We start from the raw sequence: 23,279 nt of genomic DNA, 5'->3' as shown, positions 1-23,279 counted from the left end.
CCGATGTCGATTACTGCCGAGCGCAAGGAAGCGCTGATCAAGGAACATGCCCGCGCCGAGGGCGACACAGGTTCGCCGGAAGTCCAGGTTGCGATCCTCTCGGAGCGCATCGCCAACCTGACCGAGCATTTCAAGGGTCATCACAAGGATAACCACAGCCGTCGCGGCCTGCTGATGCTGGTCAACAAGCGCCGTTCGCTGCTGGATTACCTGAAGAAGAAGGATGGGGCGCGCTACACCGACCTCATCGCCAAGCTGGGCCTGCGCAAGTAAGCCTCCTATAGAAGGAACGGCCCCCATGTCGGGGCCGTTTCCGATTCTGACAACATGGCGCTGGGCAATCCGGCACGGCGTCATGATCCGGGGGACATCCCCCACACCGTTCGCCCTGAGCTAGTCGAAGGGCACTCCTTCTTTTGAAGGGAAGGATTGGGCTTCGACAGGCTCAGCCCGAACGGAGGAGAGATAGGCTCTCCATCCATGGACCATCCGGTCCGAAACAGGCCCCGCCCGGCAATAGGGCCAGGCGGGCGAAGGAAAAAACCAATGTTTGATGTAAAGAAGGTATCAATCGAGCTGGGCGGCAAGACCCTCACGCTCGAAACCGGCCGCATTGCGCGTCAGGCCGACGCCGCCGTGCTGGCGACCTATGGCGAAACCGTGGTGCTGTGCGCCGTGACCGCCGCCAAGTCGGTGAAGGAAGGACAGGACTTCTTCCCGCTGACCGTCCATTATCAGGAAAAATATTCGGCCGCCGGTCGCATTCCGGGCGGCTTCTTCAAGCGCGAGCGCGGCGCGACGGAAAAGGAAACGCTGGTTTCCCGCCTGATCGACCGCCCGGTTCGCCCGCTCTTCCCCGAAGGTTTCTATAATGAAATCAACGTCATTGCCCAGGTTCTGAGCTTCGACGGCGAAAGCGAGCCCGACATCGTGGCGATGATCGCCGCTTCGGCCGCGCTGACCCTGTCGGGCGTGCCCTTCCTGGGTCCGATCGGCGCCGCCCGCGTCGGCTACAAGGATGGCGAATATCAGCTCAACCCCTCGCTGGACGAAGTGAAGACCGGCGAGCTCGACCTGGTCGTCGCCGCCACCGGCAATGCGGTGATGATGGTCGAATCCGAAGCCAAGGAGCTTTCGGAAGACGTCATGCTCGGCGCCGTCCTCTTCGCCCATGAAGCGTCGAAGAAGGTCGTCAACGCGATCATCGACCTCGCCGAAAAGGCCGCGAAGGATCCGTGGGACGTCGCCAAGGGCGACAATCTCGACGACCTCAAGAAGAAGCTCAAGAAGCTGATCGGCAAGGACATTGCGGCCGCCTACAAGCTGACCGACAAGTCCGCCCGTTCGAGCGCGATCAACGCCGCCCGCGACAAGGCCAAGGCCTTTTTCGCGGAAGAGGGCCTGGACGCCCAGACCGTCATGGCCGGCATCAAGCTGACCAAGAAGCTGGAGGCGGAGATCGTCCGCACCGCCATCCTCAAGGAAGGCAAGCGCATCGACGGCCGCACCACCACGCAGATCCGTCCGATCGAGGCGATGGTAGGCTTCCTGCCGCGCACCCATGGTTCGGCGCTGTTCACCCGCGGCGAAACGCAGGCGATCTGCACCACCACGCTTGGCACCAAGGACGCTGAGCAGATGATCGACGGCCTGACCGGCCTCCACTATGAAAGCTTCATGCTGCACTATAACTTCCCGCCCTATTCGGTCGGCGAAGTGGGTCGCTTCGGCGCGCCGGGCCGTCGCGAAGTCGGCCATGGCAAGCTCGCATGGCGCGCCCTGCACCCCGTGCTGCCCAGCAAGGAGGAATTCCCCTACACGATCCGTGTCCTCAGCGACATCACCGAATCCAACGGATCGTCCTCGATGGCGACGGTCTGCGGCGGTTCGCTCTCGATGATGGATGCCGGCGTTCCGCTGAAGCGTCCCGTCTCCGGCATCGCCATGGGCCTGATCCTGGAAGGCAAGGAGTTCGCGGTCATCAGCGACATCCTGGGCGATGAGGATCACCTCGGCGACATGGACTTCAAGGTGGCGGGCACGGAAGCGGGCATCACCACCATGCAGATGGACATCAAGGTCGCCGGCATCACGCAGGAAATCTTCGAAGTCGCGCTGCGCCAGGCGAAGGAAGGCCGCGCCCACATCCTGGGTGAGATGAGCAAGGCCCTGTCCTCGACCCGCACCGAACTGAGCGCGCACGCTCCGCGCATCGAGACGATCCAGATCGACAAGTCGAAGATCCGCGACGTCATCGGCACCGGCGGCAAGGTCATCCGCGAGATCGTCGCGGAAACCGGCGCGAAGGTCGACATCGACGACGAGGGCATCATCAAGATCAGCTCGTCCGACATCAACCAGATCGAAGCCGCCAAGAAGTGGATCCTCGGCATCGTCGAGGAAGCGGAAGTCGGCAAGATCTACACCGGCAAGGTCGTCAACATCGTCGACTTCGGCGCGTTCGTGAACTTCATGGGCGGCAAGGACGGCCTCGTCCACGTCTCCGAAATGAAGAATGAGCGCGTGGAAAAGCCGACCGACGTCGTGTCGGAAGGCCAGGAAGTGAAGGTCAAGGTTCTCGAAATCGACCCGCGCGGCAAGGTTCGCCTGTCGATGCGCGTGGTCGACCAGGAAACCGGCGAGGAACTGGAAGACACCCGTCCGCCCCGCGAACCCAGAGGGGATCGGGGCGGCGACCGCGAAGGCGGCCGTGGCGACCGCAATCGCCGCGACCGTGGCGGGGACCGCGGCGGACGCGGGGGCGATCGCGGCCCGCGCCGCGACCGCGGCCCCCGGGCCGAAGGCAAGGGCGACGATGACGGCTCCAGCGCCGGCCTGCCGGATTTCCTGACCCAGGATTGATCCTGGTCCATCAGGTTCAGAAAAAAAGGAAGGGCGTCCGGTCATCCGGGCGCCCTTTTCGATGAATTTGACCGCTTCCTGATCTCCATCAATTGGCGTTTCCGGCAGTTATGTTACTGTAACGACCAAGGAACCGGGGGGATATATGCAGCGCAAGAACGAAAGATTCGTGGAGCGGTTGCCGCTTGTCTTGCGCCGGCCTTGGCATGCTTATCTGCTGGCGACCGTTTTCTGCCTGATCGCTTTTGCCATTCGCACCGTCGCGGAAATCGCCATGCCGGTCGGCTATCCCTTCGTGTCCTTCTTTCCCGCCGTGATCCTGACCTCCTTCCTGTTCGGGGTGCGGCCGGGCATCTATGCGGGCGTGCTGTGCGGCCTCATCTCCTGGTATTTCTTCATTCCGCCGCGCATGGCGTTCGATCTTCATCCGGGCGTGCTGTTGGCGCTGGTCTTCTACGGCGCCGTGGTGGTGGTGGACATCGCGCTGATCAACCTGCTGCAGAAGGCGAACTTCAAACTGGCGGTAGAGCGGGAACGCAGCCGCGCCCTGGCCGAAAACCGCGAACTGCTGTTCCACGAATTGCAGCACCGCGTGTCCAACAATCTTCAGGTCGTCGCCGCCATGCTCTCGCTCCAGCGGCGCCATGTCGATCATGACGTGGCTCGCCGGGCGCTCGACGACGCCTCGGCCCGGCTGGCGCTGGTCGGCCGGATCAGCCGGGCGCTCTACAATCCTTCGGGGGAGGGGCAGAATGTCCGCTCCTTCCTGACGACATTGACCGCCGACGTGCTGGAGGCCAGCGGCCGCGACGACATCGTCCTGACCGTCGATGCGCCCGACGGCCTGACCCTGGAACCCGACATCGCCGTGTCGATGGCGCTGATCGTGACCGAAGCGGTCAACAATGCCATCGAACATGGCCTGCCGCATCGGGGCGGCAGCATCCATGTCGGCCTGGACATCAGCGACGGTACGATAACGCTCGACATCACGGACGATGGAAAGGGACTGCCCGCCAATTTCGACCCCGGTTTCGGCCAGAGCCTGGGCCTGCGGATTTCCAACGCCCTTGCCGGCCAACTGAACGGCCGCTTCTCGCTCATGCCCGCGGCGAAGGGCGGCGCGACAGCGCGGCTCGACCTGCCTGTTCGCGCATAGCGACAGACAGGCACATTCTGCCGCTTGGCGAGGGCCATTCCCTCGGCTATGACCCGGCCATGCTGACGAAAACCATGACGCGCATCGGCGCGGCTACCGCACCGCTTCTGCTCGCCGCCCTGCTGTCGGGCTGCGCGACGTCGAAGAACAAGGCCGACACACAATATGTCGCCCGCGACGTGTCCACGCTCTACAATGCCGGCAAATATCGCCTGGATCGCGGGCAGTACAAGCTCGCCGCCGCCCTGTTCGACGAGGTGGAGCGCCAGCACCCCTATTCGCCCTGGGCGCGCCGGGCGCAGCTTATGTCGGCCTTCAGCTATTACATGAATCAGGATTATCCGGAATCGATCGGCGCGGCGCAGCGCTTCCTGTCGATCCACACCGGCAACAAGGACGCGCCCTACGCTTATTATCTGATCGCGCTCTGCTATTATGAACAGATCGCCGACGTCACCCGCGACCAGAAGATCACGCAACAGGCGCTGGACGCGCTGGGCGAACTGATCCGCCGCTATCCCGACACGCGCTACGCGGCCGACGCCCGGCTGAAGCTCGACCTCGTGAACGATCACCTCGCGGGCAAGGAGATGGAGATCGGCCGCTTCTACCAGCGTCGCGGCCAATGGCTGGCCGCCACGCTGCGTTTCCGCACGGTCATCGACAAATATCAGACGACCACCCACACCCCCGAAGCGCTGGAGCGCCTGGTGGAAAGCTATCTCTCGCTCGGCATCCCCGCCGAAGCGCAGAAGGCCGCCGCCGTGCTGGGCCGCAACTATCCCGGTTCGAAATGGTATGAGCGCAGCTACAAGCTGATGCGCGAACATCCGAACAAGGCCTGACCTGAATTATCCCCCTCCCGCAGGCGGGAGGGGCGAGGGGTGGGCCGCGAGCAAAGCGAGCGTTCCGCCCTAGCGTTGAAAGAAGCGCCGCTGGCGCGGCGCACCCACCCCCGGCCCCTCCCGCTTGCGGGAGGGGGGAGTCGCTCGCCTTTGCTGACCGCTCTCTCCATCCGCAATGTCGTGCTGATCGAGGCGCTGGACCTGGATTTCGGGTCTGGCCTTGGCGTGCTGACCGGCGAGACGGGCGCGGGCAAGTCGATCCTGCTCGATTCGCTCGGCCTCGCGCTGGGCGCCCGCGCCGACAGCGGCCTCGTCCGCAACGGGGAAGCGCAGGCCAGCGTCGCCGCCACCTTCGAAGCGCCCCGCGCCGGTCATCGCGTGACGGACCTGCTGGCCGACAACGGCATAGACATCGAACCGGGCGAACCGCTGATCATCCGTCGCATCGTCAAGGCCGACGGCGGCAGCCGCGCCTTCGTCAACGATCAGGCCTGTTCGGCCGCCCTGCTGCGCGACCTCGGCAGCGCGCTGGTCGAAATCCACGGCCAGCATGACGATCGCGGCCTGCTCAACCCACGCGGCCACCGCGCCCTGCTCGACGCCTATGGCCGCTGCGACACGGGCGCGGTCGCACAAGCCTATCACGCCTGGCGCGCCGCCGCCGACCGCCTCGCGGAAAGCCGCGCCAGCGTCGAGAACGCCGCCCGCGACCGCGAATACCTGACCCATGCGGTGGACGAACTCACCCGCTTCGCCCCCGAACCCGGCGAGGAAGCCACGCTGGCCGAAGAACGCGCCACCATGCAGAAGGGCGCGCGCCTCTCCGACGACCTTTCCGCCGTCACCGAATGCTTCACCGGCTCCGACGGCGGCCTCGCCCAATTGCGCCAGGCCGCCCGCCGCCTCGACCGCATCGTCAGCGAATATGAACCGCTGGCCGAAGTCCTCGCCGCCCTCGACCGCGCCGTCATCGAAGCCAGCGAAGCGGAGGACCGCCTCAACGAAGCCGCCGAGGCTTTGAGCTTCGACCCCGCTCGCCTCGACGCCATCGAAACCCGCCTGTTCGACCTGCGCGGCCTGGCCCGCAAGCATCAGGTCCAACCCGACGACCTCGCCGCCCTGCGCGACGAGATGGCCGCGAAACTGGCTGCCATAGAGGGCGGGGAAGACCATCTCGCCGCCCTGGAAACCGATGTGAAGGCCAAGGCCGCCGCCTATCGCGAAGCCGCCCAGTCCCTCTCCGCCGAACGCCGACAAGCCGCCGGAAAGCTGGACGCCGCCGTCGCCGCCGAACTCGCCCCGCTGAAACTGGACGCCGCCCGCTTCCGCACCGTCGTCGCGCCGCAGGAGGAGGGGCAATGGGGCGCCCACGGCATGGACCGGGTGGAATTCGAAATTTCCACCAACCCCGGCGCGCCCTTCGCCCCGCTGGTCAAGATCGCCTCTGGCGGCGAACTCTCCCGCTTCATCCTCGCGCTCAAGGTCGCGCTGGCGGAACAGGGCGACGCGGACACGCTGATCTTCGACGAGATCGACCGCGGGGTAGGGGGCGCCGTCGCTTCCGCTATCGGGGAGCGCCTGTCCCGCCTGTCCCGAACCAACCAGATACTCGTCGTCACCCACAGCCCGCAAGTCGCCGCACGCGGCGCCGGCCATATGCTGATCGCCAAATCCAGCGACGGCACCGTCACCCGCACCGGCGTCCATGCGCTGAGCGACGGCGAACGCCGCGAGGAAATCGCGCGCATGCTCTCCGGCGCCGAAATCACAGCCGAAGCCCGCGCCCAGGCCGAACGCCTGCTGGAAAAGCTATAAAGCAGCCGCGTTCCCGAAGTAGCCCGGCCGCAAGCAACCACTTGCAGTCATTCGTGTAAGGAGCGCCGTTGCCGGCAAGCGGTCACGGCCCATCGGCAAGGGCGGCGTTTTGCGGGGCTGCGGGGAAGACGAGTCCGCTGACGATATGAGCGGTGATCGCGCCGCCCATCTGCGCGGCGACGAATGCAGGCACGCAGGATGGGGCGATCCCGGCGAAACTGTCGCTCAGCGATCGGGCAAGGGTGATGGCGGGGTTTGCGAAGCTGGTTGAAGAGGTGAACCAATAGGCGGCCACGATATAGAGGGCGACGCTGATCGGCACGCTTTCCGGGCGCATCCGCACGGTTCCGATGATCGTCAGCACCAGACCGAAGGTGGCGATGGCCTCACCGGCCCATTGCCCGCCGCCGCCGCGCAACTTGGCGGATAGCTGGAGCAATGGGACGTCGAACATCAGGTGGGCCAGCCACACGCCCATGATCCCGCCCGCCAACTGGGCGGCGGCATAGGCCAGCGCCGCATGGATGCGTATGTGGCCGCGCATGCACATGACGAACGTGACGGCAGGATTCATGTGCGCGCCCGACACCGGCCCCAGCATCGTGATCAGCACGAACAGGATCGCGCCGGTCGCCAGCGTGTTGCCCAGAAGCGCGATGGCGATGTTTCCGCCCGCGATGCGCTCGGCCATGATCCCGGACCCGATGACGGTCGCAAACAGCAGCAGGCTGCCAAGCGCCTCGGCCAGAACAGCGCGGTGGTTCATGCCGGTCGAATGCGATTGCCGTCCGCGTCGACGACCTGCTCCCCATCCTCCTTCGCGAACGCGCCGCGCTGCTGCGCGGGGAGAATGTCCAGCACCGCCTCCGACGGGCGGCACAGCTTCACGCCCAGCGGCGTCACGACCAGCGGCCGGTTGATGAGGATCGGGTGCGCCATCATCGCGTCGATAAGGGCGTCGTCGGTCAGCGTCTCGTCATCCAGGCCGAGTTCGGCATAGGGCGTGCCCTTCTCGCGCAGCAGGTCGCGAGGCGACATGCCGGCGCGTTCGATGAGTTGGACAAGAAGCGCCCTTGCGGGGGGCGTCTTCAGATATTCGACGACATGCGGCTCCATTCCGGCGTTGCGGATCATGGCGAGCGCGTTGCGCGACGTCCCGCACTCAGGATTGTGATAGATAATGATGTCGGTCACGGCCTGGTCCTTCAGCAGCAGGCAAGTTCGGCGCGCAGCGGCTCGCACAGTTCGGCGCGCCCTCCGCAACAGTCTTTGGCGAGGAAGATCATCAGGCCGCGCAACGCATCGATGCTGACACGCTGTATCTGCCGTCGCCCGCGCTTTTCGGGGACGACCAGCCCGGCTTTTACGAGGACCGCCAGATGGCTGGAGAATGTGCTCTGGCTCAGCCCGCCAGCTTCCGCCAACTGCCCGGTCGAAAGGCCTTCCGGCTCATGCTGAACCAGCAGCCTGAAGGTCGCCAGGCGGGTTGGATGCGCGAGAGCCGCAAGAATTGAGAGCGCCGCTTCAGTTTTCATGCATCGGAATTATCCGATGGAATGCGGGTGGTCAATAACGCATCGGATAATGTCGATGTGTTTCTGTCAATTATCGCGCTCGGCTCGTCGGTAAGCCGACATTCCTCTTTTCACCAATAACCATTTCGACAACCCTGTTCCCCCGCGGACCCAGAATATCCGCTACCCGTGCGCAAAGGCCGACGCTAAAGACAGGCGCATGACCGACCTTACGTCCATGACCGAAGCCGAAGCCGCCAACCGCCTCATGCGCCTGGCGCGGGAGATTGCGCGCCACAACCGGCTCTATCATGATCAGGACCAGCCGGAGATCACCGACGCCGCCTATGACGCGCTGATCCGCGAGAATAACGCGCTGGAAGCTGCCTTCCCGCACCTTATCCGCAGCGATTCCCCCAACGCCCAGGTCGGCGCGGCACCCACTTCCGCCCTCAAGAAGGTCCAGCACGCCGTTCGCATGATGAGCCTCGACAACGGCTTCGCGGACGAGGACATCGCCGAATTCATCGCCCGTGTCCGCCGCTTCCTCGCGCTCCCCGAAGACGCGCCCGTCGCCCTCACCGCCGAACCCAAGATCGACGGCCTGTCCTGCTCGCTGCGCTATGAGAAGGGCGAACTGGTCCTCGCCGCCACGCGGGGCGACGGCACGACGGGGGAGGACGTCACCGCCAATGTCCGCACCATTGCCGACATCCCTGAGCGCCTGACCGGCGACACCGTCCCCGACCTGTTTGAAGTCCGGGGCGAAGTCTATATGGCCAAGGCCGATTTCGTGGCCTTGAACGAACGCCTGCTGGCCGAAGCCGAAGACCCCGAAAAGGCCCGCCAGTTCGCCAATCCCCGCAACGCCGCCGCCGGTTCGCTGCGCCAGAAGGACGCCGCCGTCACCGCCAGCCGTCCGCTGCGCTTCCTCGCCCATGGCTGGGGCGAAGTCAGCGCCGTCCCCGCCGAAACCCAGCTCGGCGTCATGCAGGCCATCGCAAGCTGGGGCCTGCCCGTCTCCGACCGCCTGACCTGCGTCGACACGCTGGAATCGCTGATCGCCCACTATCGCGCCATCGAAGCCGCCCGCGCCGAACTGCCCTTCGACATCGATGGCGTCGTCTACAAGGTCGACCGCCTCGACTGGCAACAGCGCCTGGGCTTCGTCGCCAAGGCCCCGCGCTGGGCCATTGCCCATAAATTCCCCGCCGAACGGGCGCAGACCACGCTGGAGGCCATCGACATCCAGGTCGGCCGCACCGGCAAGCTGACCCCGGTCGGCCGCCTGACCCCCGTCACCGTCGGCGGCGTCGTCGTCTCCAACGTCACCCTGCACAATGCGGACGAGATCGCCCGCCTCGGCGTGCGCCCCGGCGACCGCATCGTCGTCCAGCGCGCAGGCGACGTCATCCCGCAGGTGGTCGACAACCTCACCCGCGACGATCCGCGCGCGCCCTTCGCCTTCCCCGACCATTGCCCCGTCTGCCAGTCCGAAGCCGTGCGCGAGGAAGGGGAGGTCGACATAAGATGCACCGGCGGCCTCATCTGCCCCGCCCAGCGGTTCGAACGGCTGCGCCATTTCGTCAGCCGCGCCGCGCTCGACATAGAGGGGCTGGGCGAAAAGAGCATAGAGGAATTTCTCGACCTCGGCTGGATCGCGGAACCGGCCGACATCTTCCGCCTGAAGACGCACCGCGCCGACCTGATGGGCCGGGAGGGGTGGAAGGAGAAATCCGTCGACAATCTCCTCGCCGCCATAGAGGCCAAGCGCCAGCCCGACGCCGCCCGCCTGCTCTTTGGCCTGGGCATCCGCCATATCGGCGCGGTGACGGCCCGCGACCTGCTGAAACGCTATACCAGGCTGCCTGCCATCCACGCCCTCGCGCTGGAGATCATCGCCCTGCGCGACGCCGCGCAGCCTGCGGAGGGGGAGGAGGAAAGCCGCTTCCGCAACCGCCTGGACAAGGCCATCGCCGAACAGATCGGGGTCGAGAATGTGGGCTCGGCGGTCGGCCACGCGCTGGCCGATTTCTTCCACGAACCGCATAATGTGGAGGTCTGGAACGACCTGCTGAGCGAAGTCTCCCCGCCCGACTATGTGGTCGAAACCACCGCCAGCGCGGTCACCGGCAAGACCGTCGTCTTCACCGGCAAGCTGGAAACCATGAGCCGCGACGAGGCGAAGGCGCAGGCCGAACGCCTGGGCGCCAAGGCCGCCGGATCGGTCAGCGCCAAGACCGACCTGGTCGTCGCAGGCCCCGGCGCGGGTTCCAAACTGAAACAGGCCGCCGCTCTGGGCATCGAAGTGATCGACGAAGCGGCCTGGGCCGAAATCGTCAAGGCTGCGGGATAGGTGGGCAAGGCGTAAAGTGGTCCATTTCCCTCATGGTCCATTCCGCTCGCCAACCAGGGATTTCTCAAACCGGGAGCGGCACGCCCGGCAGGTTCTTCGATGTGCGGATGGTGAGCGAGGTCTTCACGCTCACGACATTGGGGGCGGGCGTCAGTTTTGACGTCAGGAACTGCTGGAAACTTTGCAGATCCTTCGCCACCACCTTCAGGATGAAGTCGATCTCGCCGTTCAGCATATAGCATTCGCGCACCTCCGGCAGGGTGGCGATATGATCCTCGAACGCCTTGAGGTCCGCTTCGGCCTGGCTTTTCAGGCTGACCATAGCGAAGACCGTGATGGTGTAGCCCAGCATCGATGGGTTGACCACGGCATGGTAGGAGCTGATGGCGCCGCTTTCCTCCAATGCGCGGACGCGGCGCAGGCAGGGGGGAGCCGTCAGGCCCACCTTGCGGGCCAGCTCCACATTGGTCATCCTGCCGTCATCCTGCAATTCGCCCAGGATCTGGAGGTCGATGTCGTCAATATTGGGGCCGGCCATTATTCCGCTTATTTCCTTGCCTGTTAATATGGCGTTACCATAATAATATTTCAGGACAATGCAATTGTCCCACTATGCGACGTTCGCATAAGAACCCGTCCGCGGCCCTTCCCCTTTGCGGCCCGAAGCATTATTCCTGTGTAACGATCTCTCCGGCGAAGGTTGTTCAGCGCTGCGCCGGGGCTGGAATTTGGGGAATTTTGGTGCGCTTCAACGATCTCATGCAGACGGTTCTCGCCGCGGAAGGACGCAGCGGCCTGGGCGCGGTCACCTTGTGGCGGCAATGCGTGGATCTGCTGGCGCAAAATGACCGGCATGACCGTCCGATCATGTCCGATGCGGAGCGCGCGGCCCTGCTGGAACGGCTGTCCGGACTGTTGCCCAAGCTGTCGGAAACGCAGCGGATCGCGACCGTGGTGGAATTGGGCGGGCGGTTGCGGTCGCCCAGGCTGGTCGAATTCTTCGCCAATGATCGCCCGGCGATCGCGGCCGCCGCCATGTCCCGCGCGCGCCTGTCCGATGCGGCCTGGGTGGAGATGTTGCCCCGCCTGACGCCCACGGCGCGCGGCGTGCTGCGGTCGCGGCGCGACCTTGGCCCCGCGACGTTGCAGGGGCTGGAGGCTTTCGGCGCGACCGACCTTGTGTTGACCAGCGATGTCGTCGTCGAGCAGGAAGACATGCTGCTGACAGAGGCGATGATCGTTCCTGCCGATCCCCCGGTCGATCCGGCCCCGGCCGAGCCGGCGGAGGAAGACCGCAGCCAAATCCGCAACCTGGTCGACCGGATAGCGCGCTTCACCAGCGCCCGGCGCGCAGGCGACGCGGACGAAGCGCCGCAACGCCCCGCCATCGCCGGGCCGCGCGCCTTCGCCTTCGAAACCGATGCGTCAGGGACGATCGTCTGGATCGACCAGGGGCCGCGGGCGGCGCTGATCGGCCTTGCGCTCAATGAAACGGCGCTGGAAGGCGGCAGCGGCCCGGACGGCCATGTCGCGGGCGCCTTCATGCGGCGCAGCGGTTTTCAGAACGGCCGCTACACGATCGTCGGCGGCACCATGGCGGGCGAGTGGCGGCTGTCGGCGACGCCTTTTTTCGATCCGCGCTCCGGCCGTTTCCAGGGCTATCGCGGGCAGGCGCGGCGGCCCTATCTCCACGAAGTCGCCGCCGAACCGCGTGCCGAACCCGTGTCCATCGCGGGCCTGTCCGCCGATTCGATCCGGCAACTGGTGCATGAACTGCGCACGCCGCTGAATGCGATATTGGGCTTTGCCGAGATCATAGAGCAGGAGCTGTTCGGTCCGGCCGGTCCTGAATATCGCGACATGGCGGGCAAGATCGCGGTGGATGCGCGGCATCTGCTGACGGCCTTCGACGATCTGGACCTTGCGGCCCGGGTGTCGCGGGGCGAGGGCGGGACCGAGCCGCCCCGCGCAATCGATCCCGCGCTTCTGGTGACGCAGGTGTCGACCCGCTTCCGCGAACAGGGCGACGGCGCGCAGATCGACATCGCCATGGCGCGGGGCCTGCCGATGGTGCGGATCGACCCGGTGCAGGGGGAGCGGATGATCCAGCATCTGCTGCGCACGCTGATCTCCGTCTCGCCGGCGGGGGAAGCGTTGACCGGCGCCTGCTGGTATCAGCCGGACGGGGCGGAAGGCCGCGTGGTGCTGGCCATCGACCGGCCGTCGACGCTGGCGGGGATGGAGGAGGAGCGGCTGCTCGATCCCGGCTATATGCCGGACGGCAATTGGGCGGACGGGCCGCTGCTGGGCCTGGGCTTTTCCCTGCGGTTGATCCGCAGCCTGGCGACCGGGTGCGGCGGCGCGCTGGACATCGAACCGGGCCGCTTCCTGCTCGCCGTGCCGGCCATGGCGGAGACGGAGGACGCCGTCGGCAGCGCCTGATGCGCTGGGGGAAACCCTATCGCAACCAAATCAGGGTAGCGGTGACGGGATGACCACGCTTTCCCATGACGGCAACCTGCTCCGCGCCCCGGCGGCGGAGGACAGGATCATGCTCGATCCGGATTTCGGCACGCGCTTCATGCTGTTCGTGGATACGGAGGAGGAGTTCGACTGGAACGCCCCCTTCCGCCGGACGGGCCATGGCGTGACGGCGTTGCAGGGGATGGAACGCGGCCAGGCCTATTTCGCGGCCGCCGGGGTGAAGCCCGTCTATGTGACCGACTATCCGGTGGTCGACAGCGACGCGGCGGCGGCAATGATGGGACGCTGGCTGGCCGACGGCGCGGCCGACATCGGCGCGCATCTCCATCCCTGGGTCAATCCGCCGCATGTCGAGGAGGTGACGGCCGCCAACAGCTATGTCGGCTTTCTGCCGGAGGCGGTGGAGCGAGCGAAGCTGGAAGCGCTGTGCCAGCGGATCGCGGAACGCTTCGGCGCGCGGCCCGTCGCCTACCGGGCCGGCCGCTACGGCGTCGGGCCCAACAGCGCCCGCCTGCTGGAGGAGGCGGGGTTCCGGCTGGACAGTTCGGTGCGCAGCCGATTCGATTACAGCGCGCAATATGGCCCGGATTTCCAAGGCCTGCCGCAATATCCCTATTGGGCCGGACCGGGACGGAGCCTGGTGGAGCTGCCGCTGTCCACCGCCTTTGCTGGCCTGCTGCGCGGCGGCGGCGAGCGGCTGTACCGGACCGTGCAGCGCATGGGGCCGGTGGCCGGCGCATTGGCGCGAACCGGGATGTTGAGCCGCATACCGCTGACGCCCGAAGGCATCGGCGCGCAGGAGGCCATCGCCGCGATCGACGCCTTGCTGCGGGAAGGCGCGCCGGTGCTGAATTTCAGCTTCCATTCCCCGACGCTGGAGCCGGGGCATACGCCCTATGTGCGCGACGAGGCCGACAGGACAGCCTTCTATGGCTGGTGGGACGCGGTGCTCGATCATCTGGACAAGCGGAATGTCCGACCCGCGACGCTCGACGCCTTCCTCAAGGCGGTCCAACCGCGAGGACAGGCTTGCCAAGCGGCCTGATGCTGCCTATCCGGGCAACAAGGTGGGGCCTGTAGCTCAATGGTTAGAGCTGGCCGCTCATAACGGCTAGGTTGCGGGTTCGAGTCCTGCCGGGCCCACCAAATCCCTTCGCTTCGATCACCGTGGCGCATTCTGTCTTGGGCGGGCATGCATGGTTTCGTGCTGCCTGCGGACGAATGCAGGAAAAGGCGGAGCGATTGCAGTTTGTGCAATGCAAAAATTTCGCTTGCGACTCGGAGCAATCGGTGACAGTTTTCGACCCGTCGAAGCATGGGCGCTTCGACACATAGGTTGAACCTGCCGATGACGGCGAGGGTTCGACTGCGGTCCTTCAAAGGTCCGACATGGCAATGACGCCGCCTGGACAAGGTCAATGACCTGCGTTCCGGCGGCTTTTTTTATTGATTTTCGCTGGCGGCATGGATGCCGCCGGGCGGTTTTCGACATCGATTTCGCACGCTGGACCGCTTCCGGCGGTGGCCGGTCGCGCACTGCTTCCGGCGGTCACGATCAACAAGGAAAGGGCATTGGGGAATGGCAGAGGGGGATAATCGGCATGGCGTCGACCGGCGCGGACTGCTGAAGACGAGTGGAACGGCGGCGCTGTTCGCCGCGGTGCAGCAGGCCTTTCCGTCGGGCGCGTTCGCGGCCGGTACGGGGCCGGAGGTCACGGGCGCGAAGCTGGGCTTCATCGCGCTGACCGATGCCGCGCCGCTGATCATCGCCAAGGAACTGGGTTTCTTCGCCAAATATGGCATGCCCGACGTGCAGGTGACGAAGCAGGCCAGTTGGGGCGCGACCCGCGACAATCTGGTGCTGGGCAGCGGCGGCGGCGGCATTGACGGCGCGCATATCCTGACGCCCATGCCCTATCTGCTGACGCTGGGCGCCATCGGCAAGGCGACGCCGATGAGCATCCTCGCCCGCCTGAACGTCAACGGCCAGGCCATCTCCGTGTCCAAGGAATATCTGGGCGCCAAGGCGGACATGAACGCAGCCAAGATGAAGGGCGTCATCGCCCAGCGCAAGGGCGCGGGCAAGAAGATCACCATGGCCATGACCTTCCCCGGCGGCACGCATGACATGTGGCTGCGCTACTGGCTGGCGGCCGGCGGGATCGACCCGGACAAGGATGTGGAACTGATCACCGTCCCGCCGCCGCAGATGGTCGCGAACATGAAGGCCGACACCATGGACGCCTTCTGCGTGGGCGAACCGTGGAACGACCAGTTGGTCGCGCAGCAGCTTGGCTATACCGCCGTGTCGACCGGCCAGATGTGGATGAACCATCCCGAAAAGAGCTTCGCCATGCGATCCGACTGGGTGGCGAAATATCCCAAGGCGGCGCAGGCGATCACGGCTGCGATCATCGAGGCGCAGCGCTGGGCCGACAATCCGGGCAACATCACCCGGCTGGCCGGAACGATAGCCGGGCGCGATTATCTGAAGTGCCCGATCACCGACATCGCCGACCGCTTGCAGGGCAATTTCAACATGGGCGACGGGCGCAAATTCCCGAACGCGGCCTTCAAGATGAAGTTCTTCGCGGGCTATGCCTCCTTCCCGTACAAGAGCCACGATCTCTGGTTCCTCACGGAGAACCAGCGCTGGGGCAAGCTGCCCATGTCGCTCGACACCAAGGGCGTGATCGCCAAGGTCAATCGGTCCGACATCTGGCGCAAGGCCGCCGCGATGCTGGGCGGCAAGGGGCCTGCCAGCGACAGCCGCGGCGTCGAAAAATTCTTCGATGGAAAGACCTTCGACCCCGCCAATCCCAAGGCCTATCTCGCCAGCCTGGCGATCAAGCGGGTCTGATGAGCAAGGCCAGATGAGCAAGGAGAGCAGCATGGCGTCGCCATCGCCCAGCAAAAATGGTGGACCGTCGGCTTCGGCCGGCGGTGCCGCCGCCGAATTGGGGGTCATCGTGCCCTATCCCGAAGAAGCCATCGCCCGCCGCAGCTTCGAGCCGGTGGCCGTGCCGGTGCACCCGCTGGTGCGCCGCGCCCGGTCCTTGGCGGCTGGCATGCTGCCAACCATGGTGATGATCGCCGTGCTGCTGGCCTTCTGGCAGTTGCTCTGCGGATCGCCGGACGCGACTTTCCCCAGCCCGCTCAAAGTATGGCAGGAAAGCCATGAGGTCATCGTCCACCCGTTCAAGGGCGTGGAGATCGGCTTCACCCATTTCAGCATCCAGGATGGGGGCGATGTCGGCATTGCCGGGCATGTGCTGACCAGCCTCAGCCGCGTGCTGATCGGCTACAGCATCGCGGCGGTGATCGGCGTGGCGCTGGGCATATTGATCGGGCAGAGCGTCTTCGCCTTCCGCGCCCTCGACCCGCTGTTCCAGGTGCTGCGCACCGTGCCGCCGCTGGCCTGGCTGCCGATCAGCCTCGCCATTTTCCAGCAGGCGCAGCCTTCGGCGATCTTCCTGATCTTCATCACGGCGATCTGGCCGATCATCTTGAACACGGCGGCGGGCGTGCAGACGCTGCCGGTCGCCTATCGCAACGTCGCCAAGGTGCTGGCGCTCAATCCGGTCGAATATTTCGTCCGCATCATGCTGCCCGCCACCGTGCCGCACATGTTCACGGGCCTTCGCATCGGCGTGGGCATGAGCTGGCTGGCCATCGTCGCCGCCGAAATGGTGCAGGGCGGCACCGGCGTCGGCTTCTTCATCTGGGACAGCTACAACAGCTCGCTGCTGACCGACACCATCGTCGCGCTGATCTGGATCGGCATGGTGGGCTTCGCGCTGGACCGCATCGTCGCCTTTGCGGGCCGCATCATCGGCCGCGCAGGCTGAGAAGGGGAGGGCATTGTCATGAAACAGCGCAGCTATCTCGCGCTAGAGGGCATCACCGTCGAATTTCCGACCAGGGCAGGGCGCTTCTGCGCGCTCGACGGGATCGACCTGGAGGTTGAAAAGGGCCAGTTCGTGGCGCTGATCGGCCATTCGGGCTGCGGCAAGTCGACGCTGCTCAACGCCGTCGCCGGGCTGGTCAAGCCGACGCGGGGGGCGATCTTCCTCGATGGCGAACTGGTCGACGCGCCGGGGCCGGACCGGGCGGTGGTCTTCCAGGACCACAGTCTGCTGCCCTGGCTGACGGTCGAGGAGAATGTCCGCCTGGCGGTCGACAAGACGGCGGGCGGCAAGAGCAAGGCCGAGCGCAGGGACTGGGTCATGCACAATCTGGAACTGGTCCAGATGGCCCACGCCGCCGCCAAGCGCCCCGGCGAACTGTCCGGCGGCATGAAGCAGCGCGTCGGCATTGCCCGCGCCATCGCCATGAACCCGCGCGTCTTGCTGATGGACGAGCCGTTCGGCGCGCTGGACGCGCTGACACGGGCGGCGTTGCAGGATGTGGTCATGGATTTGCAGGCGCGGCTCAACAACACGGTGCTGATGATCACCCATGACGTCGACGAGGCGGTTCTGCTGGCCGACCGGGTTGTCATGATGACCAACGGCCCGGCGGCGCGGATCGGCGAAGACCGGGCCGTGACGCTGGCGCGGCCCCGCAACCGGCTGGAGGCCATCGACACGCTTGAATATGCGGAGGCGCGCTCCGCCGTCATCCACTTCCTGCACGAGCGTTACCGCAATCCGGCGACGCTCGCCGCCTGAAAATCCGGTTTGGAGAGGATGCCCTGAATAGGCCCAGAAAAGCCATCGGGAGCAAATGAAGGGGGATTTATGAAGAAGGTTTCTTTCCTGTTGTCGGCGTCGGCCCCAATAATGGGGCTGTCCGCGGTCGCGGCGCCGGCGCTGGCGCAGGATGTCGTGTTCAAGCCCATCGTGGAGGCGCGCCTGCGGTACGAGACGGTCGATCAGGCCGGTCCCGCGCCGCTCAGCAGCAGCCGCGACGCCCATGCCGTGACGATGCGGCTGCGCGCAGGCGGCGAGATTTCGAAGGGCCCCTGGGCCTTCCTGGCGGAAGCCGAAGGCACGCTGGCGATCGATGAGGATTATAACAGCGGCGTCAATGGAAAGGCGCTCTATCCCATCGTCGCCGACCCGGAGACGGTCGAGGCCAACCGCGTTCAGATCCAGTACCGCACAAAGCCGCTGGTCGTGACCGTGGGCCGCCAGCGGATCAACCTGGACGACCAGCGTTTCGTCGGTTCGGTCGCCTGGCGGCAGAATGAGCAGACCTTCGATGCCGTGCGCGTCGAATATATGGGGATCAAGAACCTGAAGGTCGACCTGACCTACGCGATTGCGGCGCGGACCATCTGGGGCATAGACGGCGGCAAGTTCGGTTCGGCCAACCGGCCGACGGACATTGAGGGCGACGATGTCTTCGCCAACATCTCCTACAAGACCAAGCTGGGGACGCTGACCGGCTTCGCCTATCTGGTGGACGAGGATGAGGCGGTCGTGGCGTTGCGCCGGAACAGCAGCCAGACCTATGGCGCGCGTTTCGCGGGCGCGGTGCCCTTCACGAAGAAGGTGAAGCTCAGCTACCTCGCCAGCTATGCGCGGCAGAGCGACTATGCGACCAATCCGGTCGACTATTCGGCGGATTTCGTAACGGCCGAACTGGGGCTGGACGTGGCCGCGTTCAAGCTGACGGGCGGCTATGAACTGCTGGGGTCGGACGGGGGCGCGACCGGGATTGCGGGCGGCTTCGCCTTCCAGACGCCCTTCGCCACGCTGCACAAGTTCAACGGCTGGGCCGACAAGTTCCTGACGACGCCCGGCACCGGCATTCAGGACTATTATGCCGGGGTCGCCTATACGGTGCCGAAGGTCGGCAAGGCGGGGCCGCTGGTGGCGTCCTTCACCTTCCACCGCTTCAGTAGCGACCGCCTGTCGATCCATTATGGCGACGAATATAATGCGCAGGTCACGCTGAAGCTGAACAAGCATCTGAGCGCGCTCGTCAAATATGCCGATTACCAGCGCAAGGGCATCGCCAGCTTCACCGGCGATGCCGACACCAGGAAGTTCTGGGCGCAGATCGACTACGCATTCTGACTTCTGCCGGCGCGCCTCAGGGCCGCCGTCATGGGCCATCGTTGCCGGGATCATGGAAGGACCGGCAGCGATGGCCTTTGCTTTTTAGGGTGTGTGGGGATTCAGCCCATGGCGGGCTGCAAATAGCGGCTTTCTGCGCTTCCGGTGCTCACGTACTGAAGTACGCTCCGTCGAAACGAGTCACGCGCCTCGTTTCGAGGTTCTCGAAATCCACTATTTTCACCGCGCCCTGAACTGAATCCCCACACACCCTAAAGGGCGCTCCAGGGCCGGCAGCCGCCGCAATCGGGAAGGGCTGATCTTCGATCAGATGGCGCGTCCAGGGCCGAAACCCCAAAGCTGCCGCGACCGTTGGTCACGCGAAGGTAAAAGGCGGAGGATCGACAGGATGGGCAAGGGCATTTTGCTGTGGTTGCTGTTCGCTAAGCAGGCCATTCTAAAGCCTGCCGGAAGCCCTGATATTTCGGGTAATGGTCGGGGAGACAGGATTCGAACCTGCGACATCCTGCTCCCAAAGCAGGCGCGCTACCAGACTGCGCTACTCCCCGGCGCTCGCGGGCCTTAGCGGTGAAGCAACCGGCGCGTCAATCGCGCTTTTGTTTCCTCCGCCGTTCACCGCATGGAAAAAGGGCGGATCGTACGAAGACGATCCGCCCTTTCGAAAATCCCGCTGAAGCGAAGATTATTCGGCGTTCGCGGCGTTGCCAGCGACGTTCGCAGCGTTGGCGGCGTTGTCGGCAGCGTTCGCGGCGTTGTCGGCAGCGTTGGTGGCGTTTTCGACAACGTTCTCAACAACAGCGTTCGAAGCGTTCGCGGTCTCGTTGGCCGGCTTCTCACCGCAAGCGGCGAGGGCCATCAGGCCGGCCGAAGCGAAAACAACAGCGATCTTCTTCATTGTGTACGGCTCCCATAGCATTTTGCCGCGTTGCCACGCCAAAATCGTGACTTACGCGAGCGACCCGCATTAACGTGTGCGCTGCACAAATCAATGCTTTTCTGCGTCGGTGAAGCGACAGAATCACGCGACAAGCAGTTGTCTACAATAAAAGTTCAGTTAACGCCTAACGATTCCGGCGCATTCGCGATTTCGAAAAGCGCAACCGCCCAGGCGGCGACATTCTGCCGAAGCTGTGCCGGGTCGATCTTGTCCAGCGTGTCGTCCGGCGTGTGATGAATGTCGAAATAGCGGGTGCCGTCCTGCTGGAGATCGACCACAGGGACGCCCGCCTTCACCAGCGGCTCTATGTCGGAACCCCCGCCGGCGGGCAGGCGGCTGGCGCCGATGCCGAGCGGAGCCAGCCCGGCCGCGACCCGGCGGGCGAGCGCGTCATGGCCCTGCGGCAGCCTGAAATCCACGCGCCAGACGCGGTCGGCCCCGAAATCCGATTCCATCGCCATGGCATGCGCTTCCTTGCCATGGGCGTCGAAATAGGCGCGGCCGCCATTGCCGCCGACCTCCTCCGCACCGGCCATCAGCAGGCGGATGGTGCGGCGTAGCGGCCCGGCCTTGGCGGCCTGGAGCGCCGCGGCGGCCACGATGCCGCAGCCCGCGCCATCGTCTATCGCGCCCGTGCCCTGATCCCAGCTATCGAGATGGCATGCGGCGACGACGACGCCCGCCTTGGGATCGCTGCCGGGGATTTCGGCGATGACGTTGCCCGACGGCTGGTCCTTCAGCATTTTGGAGGTGAGCGTCAGGTGCAGCCGCACGGGCTGTCCCCGCGAGACCATGCGGGCGAGCTGTTCGGCGTCCGGCACGCTGAGCGCGGCGGCGGGAATGGGCTTCACGCCATCGGCCCACATCTGAACGCCCGTATGGGGCTGGCGGTGGTTGTCGGTGCCGATGGAGCGGATCAATATGGCGATGGCGCCCTTTTTCGACGCGATGCTTGGCCCCTGGCGGCGGGTCGCGCCGAAATAGCCGTAGGAACTGCCGTCCTGGGTCGCATGCATCGCATGGCTGACGAAGACGATCCTGCCCTTCAGGCTGCCTTCCGGCGCGGCCTCCAGATCGGCCAGCGTGGGGAAATAGGCGACCTCCCCCTCTATTCCCTTGTCCGGGGTGGATGCGCTGTTGCCCAGCGCGGCGAGGACCAGATTTTGCGGGAAGGGCGCGATCACGCGGGCTTCGTCATGGCCGCGCAGCCAGACGGGCATGGTGTAAGGTTCGGCGCGGACGTTGGAGAAGCCCAGGCTCTTGAGCTTCGCCACTGTCCAGTCGCGGGCGCGGGCCTCCTGCGGGGTGCCGGCGGGGCGGGGGCCGACTTCGGTGGTGAGGCCTTCGGTGAAGTCCATCGCGACCGTGTCCGTCAGGGCGGCGGCGCGAATCGCATCGATGCTGGACGCGGCCAGGAGGGGGGAGGGGGTGAGGATGCTGCCGAGGAGGAGGGCGGCAAGCGTGCCCGGTCGGATTTTCTGCATGGATGAAGGCTTAGCGGGGCATCCCCCATTTGCCAACGCGTTCCGCCTCCGCTAACCCGGCGCCGATTTCCAACGATTGTCCTTTCGGAGCAGCTTCAAGCCATGTCCGCCTCGTCCCAATACGCCTTCGTCATGAAGAGCATGACCAAGAGCTTTCCCGGCGCCGCCAAGCCGGTGCTCAACCAGATCAACCTGCAATTCTATCGCGGGGCGAAGATCGGCATCGTCGGCCCCAACGGCGCGGGCAAGTCGACCCTGATGAAGATCATGGCCGGCATCGATACCGATTATAGCGGGGAGGCATGGCCGGGCGAGAATATCACGGTCGGCTATCTGCCGCAGGAGCCGCAACTGGACCCGAACAAGACGGTTCTGGAGAACGTCAAGGACGGCGCGCGGGAGATTGCGGACAAGCTGGACCGCTTCAACGAGATCAGCATGATCATGGCCGACCCGCCGGAGGACGTCGATTTCGACGCGCTCATGGAGGAAATGGGCACGCTGCAGGAGCAGATCGACGCCGTGGACGGCTGGACGCTCGACAACCAGCTTGAAATCGCGATGGAGGCGCTGCGCTGCCCGCCTTCGGACTGGCCGGTCGACAGCCTGTCGGGCGGTGAGAAGCGCCGCATCGCGCTCACGCGGCTGCTGATCCAGAAGCCGGACATATTGCTTCTCGACGAACCGACCAACCATCTGGATGCCGAAAGCGTCGAGTGGCTGGAAAACCACCTGAAGGAATATGCGGGCGCGGTGCTGATGATCACCCACGACCGCTACTTCCTGGACAATGTGGTCGGTTGGATCCTGGAACTCGATCGGGGCAAATATTTCCCCTATGAGGGCAATTACTCCACTTATCTGGAGAAGAAGTCCAAGCGTCTGGAGCAGGAAGACCGCGAGGCGACCGGCCGCCAGAAGGCGATCAACGACGAGCTGGAATGGATCAGGGCCGGCACCAAGGGCCGCCAGACCAAGTCCAAGGCGCGCATCAAGAAGTTCGAGGAACTGGTCGCCAGCCAGGAAAGCCGCACGCCGGGCAAGGCGCAGATCGTCATCCAGGTGCCCGAACGCCTGGGCGGCAAGGTGATCGAGGCGAAGAATATCTCGAAGGCCTATGGCGACAAGCTGCTGTTCGAAAACCTCTCCTTCATGCTGCCGCCGGGCGGCATCGTCGGCGTCATCGGGCCGAACGGCGCGGGCAAGTCCACCCTGTTCAAGATCATTACGGGGCAGGAACAGCCCGATTCGGGCGAGATCGACATCGGTTCGACCGTGCGCCTGGGCTATGTCGACCAGAGCCGCGATCATCTCGACCCGTCGAAGAATGTCTGGGAAGAGGTTTCGGATGGCCTGGATTATGTGAAGGTCAACGGGCACGACATGTCGACCCGCGCCTATGTCGGCGCCTTCAACTTCAAGGGGCAGGACCAGCAGAAGAATGTCGGCAAGCTGTCGGGCGGCGAGCGCAACCGCGTCCACATCGCCAAGATGCTGAAGAAGGGCGGCAACGTCCTGCTGCTCGACGAACCGACCAACGATCTGGACGTCGAAACGCTGGCGGCGCTGGAAGAGGCGATCGAGAATTTCGCGGGCTGCGCCGTGGTGATCAGCCACGACCGCTTCTTCCTCGACCGGCTGGCGACGCATATCCTGGCCTTCGAAGGCGACAGCCATGTCGAATGGTTCGAGGGCAATTTCGCCATGTATGAGGAGGATAAGCGGCGTCGCCTGGGCGATGCGGCGGATCGCCCAACACGGCTCGCCTACAAGAAGCTGACGCGCTGATTCCAGCGATGC

19 protein-coding genes and 2 tRNA genes are annotated in these 23,279 nt (G+C 65.1%); 14 read left to right on the top strand and 7 right to left on the bottom strand.

The window, feature by feature from the left end; all coding sequences use genetic code 11:
- Positions 1 to 3: 3 nt before the first annotated feature.
- From rpsO to recN, 5 genes are all read left to right on the top strand, one after another.
- On the top strand, positions 4 to 273 hold the full coding sequence (gene rpsO, locus SIDU_RS06655) for a 30S ribosomal protein S15 (RefSeq protein ID WP_007689051.1): 270 nt from the start codon (positions 4 to 6) through the stop codon (positions 271 to 273).
- Between the two features lie 273 nt (positions 274 to 546).
- The gene (gene pnp / locus SIDU_RS06650) at positions 547 to 2,862 is read left to right on the top strand and encodes a polyribonucleotide nucleotidyltransferase (protein WP_007689053.1); all 2,316 of its coding nucleotides are present in this window, start codon (positions 547 to 549) and stop codon (positions 2,860 to 2,862) included.
- A 145-nt stretch (positions 2,863 to 3,007) separates the two neighbouring features.
- Complete coding sequence (locus SIDU_RS06645; protein ID WP_007689055.1) at positions 3,008 to 4,021, top strand: sensor histidine kinase; 1,014 nt, start codon at positions 3,008 to 3,010, stop codon at positions 4,019 to 4,021.
- A gap of 59 nt (positions 4,022 to 4,080) precedes the next feature.
- Positions 4,081 to 4,866, top strand: coding sequence for an outer membrane protein assembly factor BamD (locus tag SIDU_RS06640; RefSeq protein WP_007689057.1), 786 nt, complete (start codon positions 4,081 to 4,083; stop codon positions 4,864 to 4,866).
- A 150-nt stretch (positions 4,867 to 5,016) separates the two neighbouring features.
- Positions 5,017 to 6,681 (top strand): DNA repair protein RecN, encoded by a 1,665-nt coding sequence (gene recN / locus SIDU_RS06635; RefSeq protein WP_007689059.1) that lies wholly within the window; start codon positions 5,017 to 5,019, stop codon positions 6,679 to 6,681.
- 82 nt (positions 6,682 to 6,763) lie between these two features.
- Here recN and SIDU_RS06630 read toward each other — a convergent pair whose 3' ends face one another.
- The 3 genes from SIDU_RS06630 to SIDU_RS06620 are packed head-to-tail and all read right to left on the bottom strand — an operon-like array spanning position 6,764 to position 8,216.
- Positions 6,764 to 7,447 (bottom strand): aquaporin, encoded by a 684-nt coding sequence (locus tag SIDU_RS06630; RefSeq protein ID WP_007689061.1) that lies wholly within the window; start codon positions 7,445 to 7,447, stop codon positions 6,764 to 6,766.
- Complete coding sequence (gene arsC, locus SIDU_RS06625; RefSeq protein ID WP_007689063.1) at positions 7,444 to 7,875, bottom strand: arsenate reductase (glutaredoxin); 432 nt, start codon at positions 7,873 to 7,875, stop codon at positions 7,444 to 7,446. The genes SIDU_RS06630 and arsC overlap by 4 nt, the downstream gene beginning before the upstream one ends.
- A gap of 11 nt (positions 7,876 to 7,886) precedes the next feature.
- Positions 7,887 to 8,216, bottom strand: a complete 330-nt coding sequence (locus SIDU_RS06620; RefSeq protein WP_007689065.1) for an ArsR/SmtB family transcription factor — start codon at positions 8,214 to 8,216, stop codon at positions 7,887 to 7,889.
- 199 nt (positions 8,217 to 8,415) lie between these two features.
- On the opposite strand from SIDU_RS06620, the gene ligA reads away from it, so the two are divergent.
- Positions 8,416 to 10,551 (top strand): NAD-dependent DNA ligase LigA, encoded by a 2,136-nt coding sequence (gene ligA / locus SIDU_RS06615; protein WP_007689067.1) that lies wholly within the window; start codon positions 8,416 to 8,418, stop codon positions 10,549 to 10,551.
- A 64-nt stretch (positions 10,552 to 10,615) separates the two neighbouring features.
- Here the strand turns inward: ligA and SIDU_RS06610 are convergent, their stop codons facing one another.
- Positions 10,616 to 11,089: an Lrp/AsnC family transcriptional regulator gene (locus SIDU_RS06610; protein ID WP_007689069.1), complete on the bottom strand. Its 474-nt coding sequence runs from the start codon at positions 11,087 to 11,089 to the stop codon at positions 10,616 to 10,618.
- A gap of 200 nt (positions 11,090 to 11,289) precedes the next feature.
- Between SIDU_RS06610 and SIDU_RS06605 the strand changes: the two genes are divergently transcribed.
- The 7 genes from SIDU_RS06605 (at position 11,290) to SIDU_RS06575 (ending at position 19,058) form a co-directional block, all read left to right on the top strand.
- Positions 11,290 to 12,993 carry a sensor histidine kinase gene (locus SIDU_RS06605; RefSeq protein ID WP_007689071.1) on the top strand — a complete coding sequence of 568 codons (1,704 nt, stop codon included), beginning with the start codon at positions 11,290 to 11,292 and terminating at the stop codon, positions 12,991 to 12,993.
- 49 nt (positions 12,994 to 13,042) lie between these two features.
- Positions 13,043 to 14,080 carry a polysaccharide deacetylase family protein gene (locus tag SIDU_RS06600; RefSeq protein WP_007689072.1) on the top strand — a complete coding sequence of 346 codons (1,038 nt, stop codon included), beginning with the start codon at positions 13,043 to 13,045 and terminating at the stop codon, positions 14,078 to 14,080.
- Between the two features lie 25 nt (positions 14,081 to 14,105).
- Positions 14,106 to 14,181, top strand: a tRNA-Ile gene (locus SIDU_RS06595).
- 433 nt (positions 14,182 to 14,614) lie between these two features.
- Positions 14,615 to 15,895 (top strand): CmpA/NrtA family ABC transporter substrate-binding protein, encoded by a 1,281-nt coding sequence (locus tag SIDU_RS06590; RefSeq protein WP_007689074.1) that lies wholly within the window; start codon positions 14,615 to 14,617, stop codon positions 15,893 to 15,895.
- 31 nt (positions 15,896 to 15,926) lie between these two features.
- Positions 15,927 to 16,883, top strand: coding sequence for a nitrate ABC transporter permease (gene ntrB, locus SIDU_RS06585; RefSeq protein WP_233431877.1), 957 nt, complete (start codon positions 15,927 to 15,929; stop codon positions 16,881 to 16,883).
- Between the two features lie 18 nt (positions 16,884 to 16,901).
- Positions 16,902 to 17,705: an ABC transporter ATP-binding protein gene (locus SIDU_RS06580; protein ID WP_007689089.1), complete on the top strand. Its 804-nt coding sequence runs from the start codon at positions 16,902 to 16,904 to the stop codon at positions 17,703 to 17,705.
- Between the two features lie 69 nt (positions 17,706 to 17,774).
- The gene (locus tag SIDU_RS06575; RefSeq protein WP_007689091.1) at positions 17,775 to 19,058 is read left to right on the top strand and encodes an alginate export family protein; all 1,284 of its coding nucleotides are present in this window, start codon (positions 17,775 to 17,777) and stop codon (positions 19,056 to 19,058) included.
- 471 nt (positions 19,059 to 19,529) lie between these two features.
- Here the strand turns inward: SIDU_RS06575 and SIDU_RS06570 are convergent.
- The 3 genes from SIDU_RS06570 to SIDU_RS06560 form a co-directional block, all read right to left on the bottom strand.
- A tRNA-Pro gene (locus SIDU_RS06570) sits at positions 19,530 to 19,606 on the bottom strand.
- A gap of 134 nt (positions 19,607 to 19,740) precedes the next feature.
- Complete coding sequence (locus SIDU_RS06565) at positions 19,741 to 19,953, bottom strand: hypothetical protein (protein WP_007689093.1); 213 nt, start codon at positions 19,951 to 19,953, stop codon at positions 19,741 to 19,743.
- Between the two features lie 155 nt (positions 19,954 to 20,108).
- Positions 20,109 to 21,479: a M28 family peptidase gene (locus tag SIDU_RS06560; protein ID WP_007689095.1), complete on the bottom strand. Its 1,371-nt coding sequence runs from the start codon at positions 21,477 to 21,479 to the stop codon at positions 20,109 to 20,111.
- A gap of 102 nt (positions 21,480 to 21,581) precedes the next feature.
- Here SIDU_RS06560 and ettA point away from each other — a divergent pair, with 102 nt between their 5' ends.
- The gene (gene ettA, locus SIDU_RS06555) at positions 21,582 to 23,267 is read left to right on the top strand and encodes an energy-dependent translational throttle protein EttA (protein WP_007689097.1); all 1,686 of its coding nucleotides are present in this window, start codon (positions 21,582 to 21,584) and stop codon (positions 23,265 to 23,267) included.
- Positions 23,268 to 23,279 lie beyond the last annotated feature (12 nt).

It is taken from the genome of Sphingobium indicum B90A, from assembly GCF_000264945.2.
GTDB classification, from domain to species: domain Bacteria; phylum Pseudomonadota; class Alphaproteobacteria; order Sphingomonadales; family Sphingomonadaceae; genus Sphingobium; species Sphingobium indicum.
Note: the sequence above shows the minus strand (reverse complement) of the source record. Positions and strands in the feature narration are given on the sequence as shown.